This window comes from Fictibacillus macauensis ZFHKF-1 (genome assembly GCF_000269865.1).
In the GTDB taxonomy this organism is placed as follows: Bacteria; Bacillota; Bacilli; order Bacillales; family Fictibacillaceae; genus Fictibacillus_C; species Fictibacillus_C macauensis.
Genome location: NZ_AKKV01000024.1, coordinates 84945 through 103515, shown reverse-complemented (window position 1 = coordinate 103515; position 18571 = coordinate 84945). Strand labels below are relative to the sequence as shown.

At 40.2% G+C, this 18571-nt stretch carries 19 protein-coding genes and 1 riboswitch; of the genes, 14 read left to right on the top strand and 5 right to left on the bottom strand.

All coding sequences use genetic code 11. From position 1 onward, the window contains the following. Positions 1 to 195: 195 nt before the first annotated feature. Positions 196 to 2367: an ATP-dependent Clp protease ATP-binding subunit gene (locus A374_RS07945; protein ID WP_007201686.1), complete on the top strand. Its 2172-nt coding sequence runs from the start codon at positions 196 to 198 to the stop codon at positions 2365 to 2367. Positions 2368 to 2469: 102 nt separating this feature from the next. Here A374_RS07945 and A374_RS21445 read toward each other — a convergent pair whose 3' ends face one another. Beyond that, positions 2470 to 2553, bottom strand: coding sequence for a putative holin-like toxin (locus A374_RS21445; protein WP_353051312.1), 84 nt, complete (start codon positions 2551 to 2553; stop codon positions 2470 to 2472). Between the two features lie 318 nt (positions 2554 to 2871). On the opposite strand from A374_RS21445, the gene A374_RS07940 reads away from it, so the two are divergent. Continuing rightward, a complete protein-coding gene (locus A374_RS07940) occupies positions 2872 to 3135 on the top strand; it encodes a hypothetical protein (protein ID WP_007201685.1) in 264 nt (87 codons plus the stop codon). A 198-nt stretch (positions 3136 to 3333) separates the two neighbouring features. Here A374_RS07940 and A374_RS07935 read toward each other — a convergent pair whose 3' ends face one another. Both A374_RS07935 and A374_RS07930 read right to left on the bottom strand, forming a co-directional pair. Then, the gene (locus A374_RS07935) at positions 3334 to 4080 is read right to left on the bottom strand and encodes a CPBP family intramembrane glutamic endopeptidase (protein WP_007201684.1); all 747 of its coding nucleotides are present in this window, start codon (positions 4078 to 4080) and stop codon (positions 3334 to 3336) included. A 429-nt stretch (positions 4081 to 4509) separates the two neighbouring features. Further along, entirely contained in the window at positions 4510 to 5337 is an 828-nt protein-coding gene (locus A374_RS07930; RefSeq protein WP_007201683.1) for a GDSL-type esterase/lipase family protein, read from the bottom strand. A 207-nt stretch (positions 5338 to 5544) separates the two neighbouring features. Between A374_RS07930 and A374_RS07925 the strand changes: the two genes are divergently transcribed. From A374_RS07925 to A374_RS07870, 12 genes are all read left to right on the top strand, one after another. Next, positions 5545 to 7941 carry a penicillin acylase family protein gene (locus A374_RS07925; protein WP_007201682.1) on the top strand — a complete coding sequence of 799 codons (2397 nt, stop codon included), beginning with the start codon at positions 5545 to 5547 and terminating at the stop codon, positions 7939 to 7941. 79 nt (positions 7942 to 8020) lie between these two features. After that, the gene (locus tag A374_RS20965) at positions 8021 to 8434 is read left to right on the top strand and encodes a hypothetical protein (protein WP_007201681.1); all 414 of its coding nucleotides are present in this window, start codon (positions 8021 to 8023) and stop codon (positions 8432 to 8434) included. A gap of 399 nt (positions 8435 to 8833) precedes the next feature. Next, entirely contained in the window at positions 8834 to 10216 is a 1383-nt protein-coding gene (locus A374_RS07915) for a glycine--tRNA ligase (protein WP_007201680.1), read from the top strand. A gap of 52 nt (positions 10217 to 10268) precedes the next feature. Then, a riboswitch (TPP riboswitch) is annotated at positions 10269 to 10371 on the top strand. A 92-nt stretch (positions 10372 to 10463) separates the two neighbouring features. Further along, positions 10464 to 11093: a thiamine phosphate synthase gene (locus A374_RS07910; RefSeq protein ID WP_007201679.1), complete on the top strand. Its 630-nt coding sequence runs from the start codon at positions 10464 to 10466 to the stop codon at positions 11091 to 11093. After that, entirely contained in the window at positions 11077 to 12213 is a 1137-nt protein-coding gene (gene thiO / locus A374_RS07905; protein ID WP_007201678.1) for a glycine oxidase ThiO, read from the top strand. Before A374_RS07910 ends, thiO begins: the two co-directional genes overlap by 17 nt. Positions 12214 to 12217: 4 nt before the next feature. Further along, positions 12218 to 12418 (top strand): sulfur carrier protein ThiS, encoded by a 201-nt coding sequence (gene thiS, locus A374_RS07900; RefSeq protein ID WP_007201677.1) that lies wholly within the window; start codon positions 12218 to 12220, stop codon positions 12416 to 12418. 4 nt (positions 12419 to 12422) lie between these two features. Next, a complete protein-coding gene (locus A374_RS07895) occupies positions 12423 to 13187 on the top strand; it encodes a thiazole synthase (protein ID WP_007201676.1) in 765 nt (254 codons plus the stop codon). Then, a complete protein-coding gene (locus tag A374_RS07890) occupies positions 13188 to 14207 on the top strand; it encodes a thiazole biosynthesis adenylyltransferase ThiF (RefSeq protein ID WP_007201675.1) in 1020 nt (339 codons plus the stop codon). 83 nt (positions 14208 to 14290) lie between these two features. Then, positions 14291 to 14977, top strand: coding sequence for a thiaminase II (gene tenA, locus A374_RS07885; RefSeq protein WP_007201674.1), 687 nt, complete (start codon positions 14291 to 14293; stop codon positions 14975 to 14977). Positions 14978 to 14996: 19 nt separating this feature from the next. Continuing rightward, a complete protein-coding gene (locus A374_RS07880; RefSeq protein ID WP_007201673.1) occupies positions 14997 to 15722 on the top strand; it encodes an ABC transporter ATP-binding protein in 726 nt (241 codons plus the stop codon). Then, a complete protein-coding gene (locus A374_RS07875; RefSeq protein ID WP_007201672.1) occupies positions 15709 to 16500 on the top strand; it encodes an ABC transporter permease in 792 nt (263 codons plus the stop codon). The genes A374_RS07880 and A374_RS07875 overlap by 14 nt, the downstream gene beginning before the upstream one ends. Further along, on the top strand, positions 16484 to 17485 hold the full coding sequence (locus A374_RS07870; RefSeq protein ID WP_007201671.1) for an ABC transporter substrate-binding protein: 1002 nt from the start codon (positions 16484 to 16486) through the stop codon (positions 17483 to 17485). The genes A374_RS07875 and A374_RS07870 overlap by 17 nt, the downstream gene beginning before the upstream one ends. A gap of 118 nt (positions 17486 to 17603) precedes the next feature. Here the strand turns inward: A374_RS07870 and A374_RS07865 are convergent, their stop codons facing one another. Together A374_RS07865 and A374_RS07860 are read right to left on the bottom strand one after the other, a co-directional pair. Beyond that, positions 17604 to 17804, bottom strand: coding sequence for a YjcZ family sporulation protein (locus A374_RS07865; protein ID WP_050979728.1), 201 nt, complete (start codon positions 17802 to 17804; stop codon positions 17604 to 17606). 224 nt (positions 17805 to 18028) lie between these two features. Continuing rightward, positions 18029 to 18511: a glutathione peroxidase gene (locus tag A374_RS07860; RefSeq protein ID WP_007201669.1), complete on the bottom strand. Its 483-nt coding sequence runs from the start codon at positions 18509 to 18511 to the stop codon at positions 18029 to 18031. Between the last annotated feature and the right edge of the window lie 60 nt (positions 18512 to 18571).

The window sequence follows — 18571 nt, the reverse complement described above, 5'->3', positions numbered from 1 at the left end:
AGCATCTCATTTGATTTTAGAGGACAATGCGTGTATTCTCTTCAAAACGAGGTGTTCTTGTGATGACAGTTTGAAAAAAAACTTAAGCAAAATACTTGAAAGTCAAAAAAGGTCAAAGTATAATGAAATCACAAGGTCAAAGATAGTCAAAGTCAAATCAAATAGACCTACGTTACTTTAAAGGAGGATTTTCTAATGTTATGTGAACAATGTAAAGTAAATCCTGCAACCATTCAATTAAATGTCATGATTAATCAAAAACATAAAGAAGTTACGCTTTGTTCATCATGTTATAACGAAGCTACTCAATATTTGAAAGCAACAGGAGGAGGAAATGGCATGAACCAATTCTCATCTTTTGATGACTTGATTAAACAAATGTTCGGTAGTATGAATTCAGCTAATTTTCAACAACAACAAAAACAGTCAAAAACACAAGAAGATGGCAATGGTGGTGGAGGATTTCTCGATCATTTTGGTAAAAATGTAACATCCTTAGCAAAAGCGGGACTGATTGATCCTGTTATTGGTCGTGAAGAGGAAATAAATCGTGTTATTGAGATTTTAAATCGACGCAATAAAAATAATCCCGTTCTTATTGGAGAACCTGGTGTTGGTAAAACAGCAATCGCAGAAGGATTAGCAATGAAGATTGTTGAGGGAACCGTACCTGCTAAATTAGCTTCTAAAGAAGTGTACTTGTTAGATGTTGCTTCCTTAGTGGCAGATACAGGGGTGCGTGGACAATTTGAAGAACGAATGAAACAATTAATTAGTGAGTTGCAAAAACGAAAAAATGTCATCTTGTTTATCGATGAGATTCATCAAATCGTTGGTGCAGGTTCTGCGGAAGGCTCGATGGATGCAGGCAATATTTTAAAACCAGCACTAGCACGTGGTGAATTACAGCTTGTTGGTGCAACGACGCTAAAGGAATATCGTAAAATTGAAAAAGATGCTGCTCTAGAACGCCGTTTTCAACCGGTGCTTGTTCATGAACCAACACCAGAAAAAGCATTTGAAATTCTTAAAGGGTTAGCGCCTAAATATGAAGCTTTTCATGAGGTTACTTTTTCAACAGAAGTTCTACAAGCATGTGTAACACTGTCACATCGTTATATTCAAGATCGTTTTTTACCAGACAAAGCCATTGATTTAATGGATGAAGCTGGTTCAAAAATTAATCTGTTACATTCAGGGACAGAAAGCGCACAATTAGAAGAACGATTGGCAACTATTGCACAAGAAAAAGAAGCAGCTGCCGCACAAGAAAATTATGAAAAAGCAGCAAAACTTCGCCAAGAAGAGCTTCAAATTCAAGAGAAACTAGCTGAAGCTGGTGAACAACAAAAAGCAGAAGTGACGATTGAAGATATTCAAAAAATTGTTGAACAAAAAACAGGCATTCCGGTTCGTAAACTTCAAGGTGATGAGCAAGCTAAATTAAAAGATTTAGCTCACAACTTAGCGCAACGTGTGATTGGACAAGAGGAAGCGGTTCATAAAGTGGCCAAAGCAATTCGTAGAAGTCGCGCCGGTTTAAAAGCGAAAAACCGTCCGATTGGATCCTTTCTATTTGTAGGACCAACAGGTGTCGGGAAAACCGAGCTTACGAAGTCGTTAGCAGGCGAACTATTTGGTGATCAAGATGCAATGATTCGTCTTGATATGAGTGAATATATGGAGAAACATGCCGTTTCAAAATTAATTGGTTCACCTCCAGGCTATGTTGGCCATGAGGAAGCAGGACAGCTAACAGAAATTGTTCGTCGCAAGCCTTACAGCATTATTTTATTAGATGAAATAGAAAAAGCACATCCAGATGTACAGCATATGTTTCTACAAATTATGGAGGATGGTCGTCTAACTGATAGTCAAGGACGCACAGTAAGCTTTAAAGATACCGTAATTATTATGACAAGCAATGCGGGATCTGGTGTAAAACAAACGCGTCAATTAGGTTTTACAAATGAGCTTGCAGCTGTTGAAAAAGAAACAAACATTCTTGATGCGATTGGCTCCTATTTTAAACCAGAATTTTTGAATCGCTTTGATAGTATCGTTCAATTCCAGTCTTTAAAAGAGCAAGATCTAATCCAAATTGTTAATCTAATGCTAGAAGAGCTTATTGACAATGTAGGTGAACAAGGTATTACGATTACCTTTACAGATGAAGCGAAAAAGAAAATTGCTGAGCTCGGTTACCATCCAGCATTCGGTGCTCGTCCGTTACGTCGAGTCATTCAAGAAAAAGTAGAAGATCAAATTGCGGATGTTCTTTTAGAAGAAGAGAATCCTAAAGTGATCACAGTTAGCCTAAGTGATGATACAATTAGTGTACAGTCTGATGTAGTTGCACAAAATTAAATCATGAGAAAACACACCAGGAGAAAATCCTTGGTGTGTTTTTTAGGTAGGAAAGCCATGTTGACGCATGACTTATACTATAAGCATGAACAATTATGTTTTTTAGTCGTTATCCTTGGAGCGAATAATGGTGAGAACGAGCATTGAAAAACCGATCATTAATGACATTGCTTCGAATACTGTCATACCATACCCTCCCCTATAACCAAGTCCGGACGAGAATGACTGATGGAAATGGGCGATAGCGGCTATTACGTATGTTACTATTTTATCCCGATTGTTAATTTATAACAAGCGACGTTGCGACTAATTCAAAAAAATGTTAGTAGGTCTATATGTCTAAATTCCTATGTTGATAAATTTGTCCTATAAAAACATGAGGTCAGACATGTCGAAAACAAGCCTTTAGACCTATCTTTTTTTCGGGACAAAAAACATAATAAGAAGACGAAAAAGCACGATTTATCTACTAGCGATAGCCGTCGAAAGAGGAGATGAATCTTTATGAAATATAAACTTTCTGTTTTGGACGTTCAACCAGTTAATGATCATCCCGTGGCGTCTACTAAAATCGTTTATATTGAGACTACAATCTATAAAAGTGATGGACAAGAATTTTATCGAGGTATTACATCTGTGTTGTTTAATCAACACGGTATTTTACCGCAAGTACAGTCCATGAAAAATATTTTTACAAATAAACAGGACTTTATGGCATTTTATCGGTATGTTCGACGCTATATTAAGCAACAAGTACGTTATTTGTGACAAACCACATAGAGAAAATATGTACAAAAAGGGTAAGATCGGCCCCTTTTTTCTCCATTCGCTTTTCATTTTAAGATTGTATAGGCATGTGGACGCAAGGCTGTCGATTCTTACCATTATTAAAAATGAATGAGATAATAAAGGTCCCCTATACATAGGAGGCGCTGCTGCAGTTAGCGCCTCTTTTTTTATTGTGTTTTAGAAACTGTACGTGGCTATAATAGCAGACACCGTCACATAACTATTCCATAATGCATGAACAACAATTCCTGGAACAAGTGATTTCGTTAAGTAGTAAAGTAAAGCAAAAATTACGCCCATTAATCCCGCGGCAAGTGGATAGCCGAAATGCAATGATCCAAATACAGCCGCTGAAACAAGAATGCCAAGTGTAAAGTGAAATTTATCTGTCACAAAGCGATAGAGAATGCCTCGAAAAAACAATTCTTCTGTAATGGGAGCGACAATACATGTGCTAATGATAAAAAAGATCAATTCGAGTGCTTTAGGGAGTAGAATGTTACTGTCATTGTCAGCTTGCGGTGTTTCAATTCCCCACACTTGGAAAATTAAATATTGTAGTGTTTGACAGAGCACAAGGGCAAGAAGGATCAGGAAGTACGTTTTTCCTTTCTTTAAAGCAGCAAAGGAGACACTTCGCCACACAAACTGCCGTACGCGTTTAAAAACGAGAATGGTACAAAGGAACGTTACGCCATCTAATAATTCAAACAGAGGATTTCCTTGTAAGTCCTCTAACGATAAGTGAAAGGTAATGCCATAGGATAGAGAAAAAAGAAGTGCAAGTAAATAACTCACAATGCTAAAGCCAATATATGTACCAATAAAGCCAAAAAGTTCACCCCATGAGATGGGGGCAGTATTGCTTCGTTTTCCTTTATACTCAATATCAATTGTTTGTAACTCGGCTTGTGGATTATTCATGAAGCCCTCCTTGAATGTATAAAGTTCCTTCTTTCATTACAACAAAAAAGGAAGAGAAAGGAAAGAGGCTAACGTACGTATGTTAAATCAAGCTATAGTGAAGATGGAGTATAAAGTGACTGTGCAAAAAGAGCTCAGATTTAGTCAATAGATACACTTTCCTCTTTATTTGGTTAAAGTGAGGATTGACGGGTTGGCAGCTACGAACTTGCCTGATTTAGAAACTTCAAAAATTGGAGAACACAAAAGCGGTCAACTAGCGGTAAGATTTCTGATATCAATGGTTCCTGAACTATGAGATCGTGATTTTTCTCCATTTTGACGAAATTATCGGATTTTTGTAATGAAGGTATACAACGAAAAGCAAGGTATAATGAGCTAAAAAACGTCAATCGTTTCAGCAAGAAGCGATTGACGTTTTTTTTGTAGTCATTCTTTTTTATAGGGCGATTGAAGAGCACGAACCATTTTGGCGGCAATACGTTTATGCCCTGTTTCGTTTGGATGAATCGAATCATAAATCCAGTCTTTGCGGTCGTCTGTTGTTAAAGCTTCACTACTAGGAATAACGACAGACGGACGATATTGATCCGTTACTTCATAGGCAATTAAATTCCAATCATTTAGCAGTTTTTTTGTCGCAGGATAAAAGGATTCTTCGGAATCGATGGCATTGTACAATTCGTCATAAACAAGAATGGCATTGGGATTTTCTTTACGAATGTACTGAAAAATGGCTGTTAAGTTTTCTTCATAGGAGGACTTCACTTGTTGATAATCTTGAAGGGCTTGGATGACACCCTCTTTAAGAGCTAACTTAACAAGATCATTGCCGCCAATATTAATCGTGATTAAATCGGCCTCGTGAAGGCGCTCTCTCATTTTTGGGGATTGCACAAATGTAAGTAAGTCTTTACTAGTGGCTCCCGAGATTCCTTCATTATCTAGTATGATTTTTTTGCCCGTAAGCTTCATCAATTGTTGATTGGCTTCTTTCACAAATCCTCCTTTAGAAGAACCGCGACCTTGAATAACAGAATCGCCAAGTGCTAAGTGATGAAGGTTATGACTCTTAGCTTTCTTTAAGTGGTTAATATAGGAATCTTTAGATGAAGCTTTGTGATTGCTATCATCGTTTTCTACTGAATTAGCAGCTTTCATCTTATTAATTTTATATTGAGGATAGTAATACCAAGCTCCCGCGCCTCCTAAACAAATAAGAAGCAGGATGAGTGGAATGAGAACCCATTTTTTCATGAGCGTCCCCCTTTCAACGTCCCATTGTAAACGATACCCGTCTCACCTTTCAAATATATTATCTTCTTTTTTAAGATATGCGCTATTAGCACCATAGAAGTTTCGTCTAATACTGATCAGAAATTCAAATGATGGATTTAGTTGCTCAGTGGGCGATGAAGGAAATAGACAATAAAAAGAGAACCAATAGAAAAAGGGGGGAATCTAATGGCAAAAGTCGTAACGGATTACAAAAAAACGCCATCAAGAAAATGGTGGAAAATCACCATTATACTGTTAGCTTCACTCGTTATGCTTCTTGGTATAGGGAGCTCCGTTGCCTATTGGAAAGTGAATAAAAGTAAACCCGTAATTAGTGGAGAAGTTGTAATCGATGGGCTTGATTATAAGGTTTCTGCAATACGAGATACAAAAGGCGTTCCCCACATTAAAGCAAAAAGCACCAAAGATTTGTATATGGTTCAAGGATATGTAACAGCGCAAGACCGCATGTTTCAGATGGATTTAAGTAGAAGACAAGCATCGGGTGAACTAAGTGAAGTAATAGGCAAAAAGACGATTGATAAAGACCGCTATTTCCGCACACTTGGATTACGAAGAGCGGCGCAAGCTTCTTATAAACACTATTCAACTCAGGCAAAGCAGGCGCTACAATGGTATGCAGATGGTGTAAACGCCTATTTAAAAGAAGCAAAAGGGAATCATGCACTTCCGATTGAATTTATACTCGCAGGCTATGAGCCAAGCGCATGGACGCCAATTGATTCATTAACCATTGGTAAATATATGGCGTTTGATCTTGGTGGCCATTGGGAAGGTCAAGCGTTCCGCTATTATCTGCTACAACATTTCTCTAAAGAACAAGCTTTCGACTTGTTTCCTTCCTATCCTACTGGTGCACCTGATGTTATTGAAGCTGCACAGCAGTCCAATATTGATGTTACGAAAAGTATGGCAAAAGCCGTGATCCCTCATCGCTTTAATGGTTCTAATAACTGGGTAGTAAGTGGGGAAAAAACAGCATCTGGTAAACCATTTTTAGCTGACGATCCGCATCTTGGCTTAGCTACACCGTCGATCTGGTATGAAACCCATTTACAAGATGATACTCAAAATGTGAGAGGTGTTGTTTTTGCTGGAGTACCCGGTGTAATTCTTGGGTCTAATGATCACATAGCATGGGGAGTAACGAATGTCGGACCAGATGTTCAAGACTTATATATTGAAAAACGAAATCCTAAAAATAAACATGAATTTCTTTATAAAGGAAAGTGGGAGAGAGCCACAACGGTGTCAGAGCCGATTAAAGTAAAGGGAGAGTCCACGATTCCATATGAAGTGACGATTACGAGACATGGACCGGTTATGTCGGAGTTTGCTCAGCATTCTTCTAGTGATAAGGTACTTGCTATGAAATGGACGGCGTTACAACCATCAGCAGAGCTGCAAGGTGTCTTACAATATAACAAAGCAACAAATTGGAATGAATTTAAGGCAGCGTTAACTTATTTTCATACGCCTGCTCAAAATTTTGTGTTTGCCTCTACAGATGGAACAATTGCTTATCGTGCCAACGGATTAATTCCAATTCGAAAACAGCCGTATACCTCGCTGCCAGTTCCGGGATGGAATGATCGTTATGAATGGAAAGGGTATATTCCATGGGAAAAGCTGCCGACCGTTGTTAATCCGAAAGAAGGATTTATCGCTACGGCTAATAATCAGGTTATTGGGAAGGAGTATCCGTATCATTTAACCGACACATGGGCGCAGCCTTATCGTGAAGCACGTATTAAGGAAGTGCTGAGAAGTAAGAAACAATTTTCCCTAGCAGATATGAAAAGTCTCCAAACCGATCATCATAATTTACAAGCTAGAGAGATGCTACCAATTTTAGTACCATTATTGAAAAAGTCCTCCCTTACTTCACAGGAAAAGAAAGCGATCGCCCTCTTGGAAAAATGGAATCAAAAGGATGATGCGCATTTAGCGGCACCTTTACTTTTTAATTTATGGATGGAAGATTTGCCACGCGTTTTATTTGCGAAAAAAATCAATAAAAAAGTGTTACGAATGTTTGATGGGCAAGCACAAGTAACGGATCAACTGATTCGACGGGCAGCTAAAGGAAAGCCTGGTCCTTGGATGAAGGAAGCCGGTGGGTTGCAACGTGTTGCTGAAAAAAGCTTTAAACACACAGTTGCCGCTATTGAAAAGATGCAAGGAACAGATCTTGATAAGTGGCAGTGGGGAGAATATCATGTTGCGCGGTTTACACATCCATTAGCAGCGATTAAGCCGCTGAATCTCTTTTTTAACCCGAAACCGTATGCTGTTGGCGGCAGTCGGGTAACAGTTGGAGCTGCTGGTTGGGATGAAGAAACGGGAAGCGTTGATCATGGTGCTGCTTGGCGAACAGTTATAGATATGGCAAAACCCAATCAAAGTGATAATGTGGTTGCTCCTGGGCAATCTGGCCATGTTTTAAGTGAATGGTATGATGATCAAATCAGCGATTGGGTGGATGGTAATTACCATAGGACGTACACAGATGAACGTGCTTTTAAAAAGGGAACGACGCTAACCTTGGTTCCTAGTAAATAATGAAGCTTGTTTCGTGACAACACCGTTTGTTTATAAATGCATAGACTAAATAGAATTAAATGAAAAGGAGGGACCTTCTTTGCGAGAACGCTATTATGATTTATGTTGTGCTCACATTGGTCAGCAGGTAGAGATTGCAACACATGATGGACAAATGCATACAGGTGTTATTCATCATGTAGATGCAGATAATGTCTATTTATGGCAAGAACGCGATCGGTTTTTTCCACTTTTAGGTGGTGCCTTGCTCGGATTAGGATTAGGATCCATTGCTGGATTTGCGATAGCCCGGCCGCGACCGCCGGTATATGGCTACGGCTATGGTTATAATTACGGAGGGGTAGCTCCGGGGCCATATGGCTATCCTGGTAGCTACGGTGGCTATCCAGGTGCGTACGGTGGGTTTGGAGGACCAGGAACACCAGGAGGATTTGGTGGACCGGGAGCCTATGGTGGAGCTGGTTATAGTCAAGGCTATAATTACAGCTACTAACGCACATCACTCATATGCTCATCCTAATGTATGGAGACTTGAGGTGTGGGAAAGGATAATCTTAAAAGGTACTTGACAATTACTCTTAAAAAATGTACTATTTTTCCCATAATCTAAAAGTTGAAAAGCTATGACAGACCTATAGTATCTGAGCCACTTTTTAGTAGCGATTCAGGGGCGGTGAGAGCCTGAAAAAAATGTTCAGAGAAACGGCAGTCTCGAGCGATTATGTAACTTGAGCGGATGTGTATAAACGTACACATCAATTAGGGTGGAACCGCGTGAGCATATAAGCTTTCGTCCCTAGACAAGAAATTGTCTAGGGATGAAGGCTTTTTTTATTGTCATAGCTTTCGTTCGTTGAAGAACGTACGATTGTAGAAAAAAGGAGAGATCATGATGAGTGTAACGATGGAGCAAGTTGTCAATATGGCAAAACAACGCGGATATGTTTTTCCGGGTTCAGAAATTTATGGAGGATTATCGAATACGTGGGATTATGGTCCACTTGGTGTTGAACTTAAGAACAATGTTAAAAAAGCATGGTGGAAAAAATTCGTACAAGAATCCCCATATAACGTTGGATTAGATGCTGCTATTTTAATGAACCCAAAGACATGGGTAGCTTCTGGACATATCGGTAACTTTAATGATCCAATGATTGATTGTAAGAAGTGTAAGGCGCGCCATCGTGCTGACAAGTTAATTGAAGATGCTTTATTAGAAAAAGGCGTTGAAAAAATCGTAGATGGTCTTTCTTTTGAAGAGATGGAAAAGCTTGTTGAAGAAAACAATATTGCTTGTCCTGAGTGTGGAGAGCATGATTTTACGTCTATCCGCCAGTTTAATCTGATGTTTAAAACGTTCCAAGGAGTAACAGAATCAAGCAGCAATGAAATTTATCTTCGCCCAGAGACAGCGCAAGGGATTTTTGTGAACTTTAAAAATGTCCAACGTACGATGCGTAAAAAGCTTCCGTTTGGTATTGCGCAAGTCGGTAAAAGCTTCCGTAACGAAATCACGCCTGGAAACTTTACATTCCGTACTCGCGAATTTGAGCAAATGGAACTTGAATTTTTCTGTAAACCAGGTGAGGAATTAAAGTGGTTTGATTTCTGGAAGCAGTATGCACATGACTTTTTATTAAATCTTGGCATGAAGCAAGATTCTTTACGCCTGCGCGATCATGAGTCTGAAGAATTGTCTCATTACAGCAATGCAACAACAGACTTTGAATATAAATTCCCATTTGGATGGGGTGAGCTTTGGGGTATTGCATCACGAACAGACTTTGATTTAAAACGTCATAGTGAACATTCTGGTGAAGACTTTAACTATATTGATCAAGAAACGAATGAACGCTACATTCCTTATTGCATTGAACCATCTCTTGGAGCGGATCGTGTCACGCTTGCCTTTTTAATTGATGCTTATGAAGAAGAGGAATTAGAAGGTGGCGACACGCGTGCGGTTCTTCATTTACACCCAGCGCTTGCTCCTTTTAAAGCAGCCATTCTACCATTATCTAAGAAGCTATCTGATGAAGCGCGTGACGTGTTTGCTGGGTTGGCAAAAGATTTTATGGTTGATTATGATGAAACAGGTTCTATTGGTAAACGCTATCGCCGCCAAGATGAAATTGGAACACCATATTGTATTACGTATGATTTTGATTCGAAAGAAGACGGTCAAGTAACAGTTCGTGATCGTGATACGATGGAACAAGTTCGTATGCCGATTGCAGAGCTTCGTACGTTCTTAGATGAAAAAATTAGCTTCTAACCTTTACATTTTTTCCTGCAGTGGTAAGATATAGAGTGTAATGAAATCTAAATAGCATCACTAGGGGAGCCTTAAGGCTGAGACTGAACAACTGTTCTAAACTCTTTGAACCTGATCCGGTTGAAACCGGCGGAGGGAAGTGGCAAGCAGCACTTAACGAAGTAAGCTGCTGTTGAATAAATTTGATGATAAGCCGCTTTTCCTTCGGGAGATGCGGCTTTTTTGTATGGAAAGAAGGAGAAAAAGGGTGGAATACGAATTTCACGTAATCACCAATGGCATTCAAAATGTTGATACGTTAACAGAAAAGGCTATGAAAATTGCTCCGTACGTGTCCTATGTTCATCTTCGTGAAAATGGATGCAGCGGTAGTGAAATATACCATTATGCCCAAGCCTTATTAAGAGCAGGTTTTCATTCTTCTTCCCTTGTTATTAATCACTGTGCAGAGGCGGCTAGTGCTGTTGATGCTGGTGGCCTGCATTTAAAAGGAACGAGCTTGCCAGTAGCTTTAGCTAAAGATCATTACGGTACGATGAGAATAGGTCGTTCTGTTCATTCCCTTTCTGAAGGTAAGGAAGCAGAGTTTCAAGGAGCAGATTATGTGTTATTCGGTCATGTGTTTCAAACGAATAGTAAACAAAATTTACCGGCTCGAGGGCTACTACAGCTCCAAGAAATAGCAAGCAAGCTAAGTATTCCTGTTATTGCTATTGGAGGGATTGCTCCTGAAAATGTTTCTGAAGTTATTGCAGCAGGGGCTAGTGGCATTGCTGTTATGAGTGGCGTGTGGAATGCACCGAATGCTCTACAGGCTGTTAAACGTTATTATGAGGCACTGAACGGAAGGGTGAAACAGATTGAACAAACGATATGATGTCATTATTGCTGGTGGCGGTGTAATAGGCTGTTCAATTGCTTATCATTTAAGAAAGTATTCTTCGTTATCTGTTCTCGTACTCGAGCGCCAGACCATAGGATGCGAGGCGTCCATGGCGGCTGGGGGAATGCTTGGGGCCCAAGCTGAGATTCATGAAACAGGTCCTTTATATGAAATGGCTCGTGAAAGTCGAAGTCGCTTTCCTATGCTAGCCCATGAACTAAAAGAAAGCAGTGGAATCGATATCGAGTTTGTTGATCGTGGTCTTTTGAAAGTCGCCTGGAATGAGGAAGACGCTGCTTATTTACAGTCCATAAGGGCGTTTCATACAAATAATCATCAGCCTGCAGAGTGGGTGGATTCCCGACAGTTAAAGTCAATGGAGCCCCACCTAAACGGTGAGTTATTCGGTGCTTTGTATTTACCGAAAGATGGTCAAGTTAGTGCTGCTCGTCTTACAAAAGCCTTTGCCCAAGGTGCCATTGAGCGCGGAGCAACGATTTGCGAGTATGCAGAAGTACAAAAGATTGAAGTGACAGCACATGGCGTCAAGGTAGGAAGTAATGCAGGTGAATACTTTGCAGAAAAATTTGTAGCTGCTTCAGGTGTTTGGACAGAACAACTTGCAAAATTAACAGATCTGTCATTGCCGCTCTATCCTGTTAAAGGGGAGTGCCTATCCTTAACATTTCCAAAGCCACCCATCGCCTCAACGGTGATCTCGGGGCACTGTTACCTCGTTCCAAAACGAGGAGGACGTCTCTTAATTGGGGCGACGATGCGTCCAGATACATTTGATAAAAAAGTAACTGCTGGCGGCGTACTAGAATTATTGGATCAAGCAACAACACTTGTGCCAGAGGTGAAATTAGGGCAATGGGAAAAAGCTTGGACAGGCTTTCGCCCACAAACGATTGACGGTCTACCTTACTTAGGTGCTCATCCGGAAAATGATTCGCTGTATTTTGCTGCGGGTCATTACCGAAATGGCATTCTTTTAAGCCCTTTGACCGGAGAATGGATAGCACAAGCAATACTTGGTCATGCTCCTTTAGCAATGGAGGCATTTTCTCCAAACCGTGTGAGTATGCTGCAAGAAAACAAAGGAATGAGGTAAGAAAATGAAACTATTCATTAATGGAAATCATCTAGACCTTGAGGGTGCAGAAACGGTAGAAGATATGCTGTTGGAATTAAAGTTAGCTAATAAAGGGGCCATCGTCGAGCTCAATCAAGAAATATTAGATAAGAGTGCGCATGCACAAACAAGATTAAGTAACGGAGACAAAGTAGAAATTGTTCACTTTGTAGGAGGAGGATGACAGCATGTTGAAAATAGGAAGCTATGAATTTCAATCGCGCTTATTACTAGGTACAGGGAAATTTCCTGATTTTGATATACAAAAAAAAGCAGTCGACATTTCTGAGACGGAAATACTGACGTTTGCAGTAAGAAGAATGAATATATTTGATCCAGAGCAACCGAATTTCTTAGAAAAGTTAGATGCAAAACGTTTTACTTTACTACCAAATACGGCTGGCGCAAAAACAGCAGAAGAAGCTGTTCGCATTGCGAAACTAGCAAAAGCAAGTGGGCTCTGTGATATGATTAAGGTAGAAGTGATTGGTGACTTTACAACCCTACTTCCTGATCCGGTTGAAACGTTAAAAGCATCGGAAATGTTGCTTGAAGAAGGGTTTACGGTGCTGCCGTATACTTCAGATGACGTGCTTCTTGCACGAAAATTAGAGGAACTTGGTGTGCATGCGATTATGCCGGGAGCTTCTCCAATCGGGTCTGGTCTTGGAATTGTCAATCCATTGAATATGAGTTTGATTATTGAGCAAGCAAATGTTCCAGTTATTGTGGATGCCGGCATCGGTTCTCCAGCTGACGTAGCGATTGCCATGGAGCTTGGAGCGGATGGTGTACTGTTAAACACAGCAGTGTCAGGAGCAAAGGATCCTGTGAAGATGGCTGAAGCAATGAAACTAGCAATTCAAGCAGGAAGACTAGGATTTGAAGCAGGAAGAATCCCGAAGAAACGCTATGCAACGGCAAGTAGTCCGCTGGAGGGAATGAGTGTTTAAATGAACGATCGCTACTCCAGGCAACAATTATTTGAGCCCATAGGAGAAGAAGGACAACGTAAGCTAGCCGATCAACACGTCGTCATTATTGGCGCTGGTGCACTTGGTACAGGCAATGCGGAAATACTCGTTCGCGCAGGAGTCGGTCATGTAACGATTGCTGATCGCGATTACGTCGAATGGAGTAATTTGCAACGACAACAGTTGTTCTCAGAAGAAGATGCCAAGTATCGTATGCCAAAAGCTGTCGCAGCTCGCGAACGCTTGGAACTTATTAATTCTGACGTGCGCATTGAAGGACAAGTCATGGATGTTGGTCCAGAAGAGCTGCGAGAGCTTACGGAATTTGCTGATTTAATTATTGATGCTACGGATAACTTTGATACACGCCTCATTATTAATGATATCGCTCAACAACGAGGCATTCCATGGATCTACGGAGCATGTGTAGGAAGCTATGGCTTAAGTTATGTCATTCTTCCCGAGGAGACACCATGTTTAAGTTGCTTGTTAGAAAAAGTTCCTATGGGAGGAGCAACGTGTGATACGGCAGGAATCATTGCTCCAGCTGTTGGAATGGTTGTCGCTCATCAAACTGCAGAGGCACTAAAGCTGTTAACGGGAAATAAAGCTGCATTAAAAAGGAAGCTTGTTTCTTTTGATATGTGGAACAATCAATATATTAGTATGGATGTGCAAAAACTGAAAAAAGCTGATTGTCCGTCATGCGGTGAACAGCCTGTTTATCCATACTTACAGCCTGATCAACAAACGAAAACAGCCGTGCTTTGCGGAAGAAACACAGTGCAAATTCGACCAACGCTTACTGAAGAACGCAATTTAGAAGCGCTTTCCTCTGCACTTATGAAATTGGACGGGAAAGTAGAACAAAATCCGTATCTTCTTTCTTATAGCAAGGGAGAGCATCGCCTCGTCTTTTTTAAAGATGGACGAGTACTTGTGCATGGAACAAAAGATATTGCCCAAGCAAAAAATTTATATTATAGCTTGATAGGCTAGTTGCATGATCGTAAGGAACAGCGATGAAGTTACTATAAGTTCATAAACTATAGATTTCAATCTGATAAAAAGGAGTGCATCGTATGACACTTGTTAAAAAAGGTACGTTTGCAGAAAGATTGCGTCAAAGCGCAGATGATGTGTGGGAAGCTATTTTTGCCCATCCTTTCGTTCAAGGCATTAAGGACGGAACATTGCCTATGGAACGATTTATGTATTATATGAAGCAAGATTATGTGTATTTAATAGAGTATGCTAAGTTATTTGCGATTGGAGCTGTAAAAGCTAATGATTTAACGACGATGGGGTGGTTTGCGAGTCATCTTGACGGAACGTTGAATCGTGAAATGGATCTACATCGTCAATATTGTGCAGAAATTGGTGTATCTCGTGAGGAACTAGAAAAGGAACAAGCAGCTCCGAGTAACCTTGCTTATACACATTATATGTTAAGTGCAGCACAACAAGGTTCGATCGCCGATGTAATGGCTTGTTTATTGCCATGTGCATGGAGTTATTATGAAATTGGGATGCGTTTAAAAGAAGCGGTTGGTGATTTAGAAGGTCATCCTTATAGAGCGTGGATTGAAATGTACTCTTCAGAAGGTTTTGATGTCATGGTAGAAGAAAGCCTTCAATTCATGAACGCTTTTGCTGATGGGAAAAATGAGGAAGAGCTTCAGCGCTTAGAAAATCATTTTATCATTACCTCAAAATTTGAATTTATGTTCTGGGATATGTCGTATTATGGGCATGAATGGCCAGTATAGAGGATAGGAGGCCAATGCTTTGTCATTAGAAATAAAAGAGTTATCATATTCCATTAAGAAAAAAAGAATTTTAAGCAATGTAAGTTTGCAGGCGATGGATGGAGAATTTCTATCCATCGTTGGCAAGAGTGGAACTGGAAAAAGTACCATTCTTAAACTAGCTGCAGGCTTATTAACGCCCGATCACGGATCCATTACAATTCAAGAAACAGCAACCAGCCTCGGTGCAGCAGGGTTTATGCCACAAAAGGATTTATTAATGCCTTGGCGAACGGTCTTTGATAACTTATTATTAGCAGCTGAAATTCAAAAAAAGAAGCAACAAAAGAGGCAAGAAGCTGAAATGTGGCTACAGCGAGTTGGGTTATTTGAGTATCGAGATGCTTATCCGCATGAGTTATCAGGTGGAATGCGTCAACGTGTGGCTTTTTTACGGACGATTTTAACAGGAAAAGAGGTCTTGTTGCTTGATGAACCATTTGGTGCATTAGATGCGATGACAAAAAAAGAAATGCACACGTGGATTTCTTCATTATGGCAGGAACTGAACAAAACAATTGTTCTCGTTACCCATGATTTATTTGAGGCGGTTTTCTTGAGTGATCGAGTCATGGTACTACATGAAAATGGTACGATGGATGAAGTGAAGATTGACGTGCCACGACCTAGGAGTAAACAAATGACACCTGAAATAGCTGAACTGATGAATACATTGGAGAGTATGATTACCCATGAAGAAAATTAGCAGATTGTTCAAGGAATATTATTTGTTTATACTTGCAGTGGTCATCGTTCTTGCGGTTTGGGAATGGATCGTTCAATCAGGGAAGGTGCCTCCTTTTATACTGCCTGCTCCGTCGGGCATTCTTGATTCGCTTATTGAAAATCGTGAGATGTTAATGGAAGATACATGGGCCACATTACAAGAGTCGCTGCTTGGATTTAGTATTTCAATCATTGCCGGAAGCGCCCTCGGTATAGCTATGTTTTTCTTTCGTCCGATTGAACGGATGACCTATCCAGCTGTACTTATTTCCCAAACGATTCCTACGATTGCTCTTTCACCTATTTTCGTAATGTGGTTCGGTTATAGCATTTGGAGTAAAGTAGGCATTGCCGTTCTAACTGCTTTTTTCCCGATTGTCGTCAGCGTGTACGATGGGCTAAATCAGCATGATAAAGAATACGTAGATTTATTGCGCTCCATGGGCGCAAAGCGCATGCAGATATTTCGAAAAGTACAGTTACCCATGGCATTACCGTCCATCTTTTCGGGCTTAAAGCTCGTGGCGGTATTTTCGGTCGTTGGGGCAACGATTGGCGAATGGTTAGGAGCGGATGCTGGTCTTGGCTATTATACGCGACGAATGTCTGGGAATCTAAATGCTGAAGCTGTATTTTCAGCGATTTTCCTTCTATCCATTCTCGGTATGTTATTTTTTGTGGTCGTCGCAATTATTGAAAAACGCGTATTAAAATGGAAGTTTGAAAGAGAGGAAAAAAAACATGAAGTCATGGGTTAAAGCGCCGTTACTCCTAACCCTATGTATTGTTCTCGCGTTAGGGGCTTGCTCATCTAAAGATGACAAGAAAAATGGAAAAAACTTAACAACGGTTACGGTCATGCTTGATTGGTATCCAAATGCTGTTCATACAGCACTATATGACGCAATTGAAAAAGGCTATTTTGAAAAAGAAGGCTTAGATGTAGAAGTAAAGATGCCTGCTGAAACGAATGATCCAATTAAGCTAGTGGCAGCGAATAAGATTGACATTGCTATTTCCTATCAAACGCAAGTCATCGTTTCACGAGCACAAGACATTCCTGTTGTGTCTATTGGGGCGGTCGTTCGTCACCCGCTCGACTATTTAATGGTGAAATCTTCAAGTGGTATTAAACGTCCGAAAGATTTAGAAGGAAAAGTGTTAGGCTCTTCCTCTGCGCCTGTTGGTGAAGCGCTCATTGATACGGTGATTAAACACGATGGTGGCGATCCAACTAAGGTTAAAAAGCGTGATGTTGGCTTTAATTTAATTCCATCATTAGCTACCGATCGCGTGGATGCCATTGATGGTGCCTATATTAATCATGAGAAAATTTTATTAGAAAAAGAAGGTCATAAAATTACAGCTTTTAATCCAGCGGAGTATGGTGTGCCGGATTATTACGAACTAGTCGCTATTGCTAGCGAAGAAGGTATAAGTAAAAATAAAGAGATGTATAAGAAGTTTTGGCGTGCATTATCGAAAGGTCAAGAGAATACGAAAAAGAATCCAGATAAGACTTTGCAACAATTATTACAGCATGAAGATAAGAGCTTTAAGCTGGATGCAGATGTAGAGAAGAAAAGTCTACAAGTGTTATTACCGCTCATGGATAGTGGTAAAAAGCCGTTTGGCTATCAAGAAGAAGCTAGCTGGCGCGATGTTGCACATTGGATGTATAAACAAGGCGCTGCCAAACGGGACATTGATGTTAAAAAAGCTTTTGTGAATATTATGGATTAATGGTAACAAGCAGGTACTCTACACCGTAGAATGCCTGCTTGTTTTAGGTGTACCTCCTATTTACGAAAGTATAAAAAATACCCGGTATCCAAAGGATTACCGGGTACGCTACGATCAATTAACGACAGCAGCTGCTACTTTCTTCCTTGCCGTAGCCATACCAGCAAGAGCAACCGATGATGATTAAGAGGATGAAGAGAACGATAATAATCGCGAATCCTCTACCACCGTAACCGCCACCACAGCCGCCACCATAACCATAGCCACCGCCATAGCTATAAGAAGCCGTAATTGGTGCATTCAATAACGGGGCATTCATTGGCGCGTTCATCGGCGCGTTCATCGGGGCATTCATTGGTGAATTTGCATACATGTTAGTTCCTCCTTCAAATACTATTCCAACATTCTCAAGATAGTATATGTAGCCCCCTGTCCACGGTGTAGACATTTGCCCGGGTAAATAAGCCCGAATTTTTAAGACGTCAATTTGAAGGCATAAAAAAAACTATCCAAGAAGTGTTGGATAGTTAGTTAAAGAATGTATTATTGTGCAATTAAGGATTCAATATCTTTTTTCATGTCTTTTGGTGATGTTTGTGGCGAATGGCGAGAAACGACATTACCACGAGTATCGACGAGGAATTTCGTGAAATTCCATTTGATGGCCTTTGATCCTAATAGACCTGGGGCTTCTTTTGCTAAGTATTGAAATAGAGGATGCGCTTGATCACCTTTTACATCAACTTTTGCAAACATTGGGAAAGAGACACCGTAATTCAATTGACAAAACTCTTGAATTTCTTGTTCATTTCCAGGATCTTGACTTGCAAATTGATTGCATGGAAAGCCGAGAATTTCAAGCCCACTGTCATTGTATTCTTCGTACAATGCTTGTAATTCTTTAAATTGTGGGGTAAAGCCACATTTGCTGGCGGTGTTTACAATAAGCAATACTTTGCCTTCATACTCAGAAAGAGATTTCTCTTCACCCATGATGGTTTTTGCTTTAAACTCATAAACAGACATAAAATTGAGCCTCCCAGTAGCATTAGTGTGTTTTTTTTAGTGTATAGCTTTTCTAACAGA

Coding starts and splice junctions, on each gene's coding strand:
- A374_RS07945 (WP_007201686.1), top strand. CDS start 196: ATGTTATGTGAACAATGTAAAGTAAATCCTGCAACCATTCAATTAAAT.
- A374_RS21445 (WP_353051312.1), bottom strand. CDS start 2,553: ATGACAGTATTCGAAGCAATGTCATTAATGATCGGTTTTTCAATGCTC.
- A374_RS07940 (WP_007201685.1), top strand. CDS start 2,872: ATGAAATATAAACTTTCTGTTTTGGACGTTCAACCAGTTAATGATCAT.
- A374_RS07935 (WP_007201684.1), bottom strand. CDS start 4,080: ATGAATAATCCACAAGCCGAGTTACAAACAATTGATATTGAGTATAAA.
- A374_RS07930 (WP_007201683.1), bottom strand. CDS start 5,337: ATGAAAAAATGGGTTCTCATTCCACTCATCCTGCTTCTTATTTGTTTA.
- A374_RS07925 (WP_007201682.1), top strand. CDS start 5,545: ATGGCAAAAGTCGTAACGGATTACAAAAAAACGCCATCAAGAAAATGG.
- A374_RS07915 (WP_007201680.1), top strand. CDS start 8,834: ATGAGTGTAACGATGGAGCAAGTTGTCAATATGGCAAAACAACGCGGA.
- thiS (WP_007201677.1), top strand. CDS start 12,218: ATGAAACTATTCATTAATGGAAATCATCTAGACCTTGAGGGTGCAGAA.
- A374_RS07895 (WP_007201676.1), top strand. CDS start 12,423: ATGTTGAAAATAGGAAGCTATGAATTTCAATCGCGCTTATTACTAGGT.
- A374_RS07890 (WP_007201675.1), top strand. CDS start 13,188: ATGAACGATCGCTACTCCAGGCAACAATTATTTGAGCCCATAGGAGAA.
- tenA (WP_007201674.1), top strand. CDS start 14,291: ATGACACTTGTTAAAAAAGGTACGTTTGCAGAAAGATTGCGTCAAAGC.
- A374_RS07875 (WP_007201672.1), top strand. CDS start 15,709: ATGAAGAAAATTAGCAGATTGTTCAAGGAATATTATTTGTTTATACTT.
- A374_RS07870 (WP_007201671.1), top strand. CDS start 16,484: ATGAAGTCATGGGTTAAAGCGCCGTTACTCCTAACCCTATGTATTGTT.
- A374_RS07865 (WP_050979728.1), bottom strand. CDS start 17,804: ATGAATGCCCCGTTATTGAATGCACCAATTACGGCTTCTTATAGCTAT.
- A374_RS07860 (WP_007201669.1), bottom strand. CDS start 18,511: ATGTCTGTTTATGAGTTTAAAGCAAAAACCATCATGGGTGAAGAGAAA.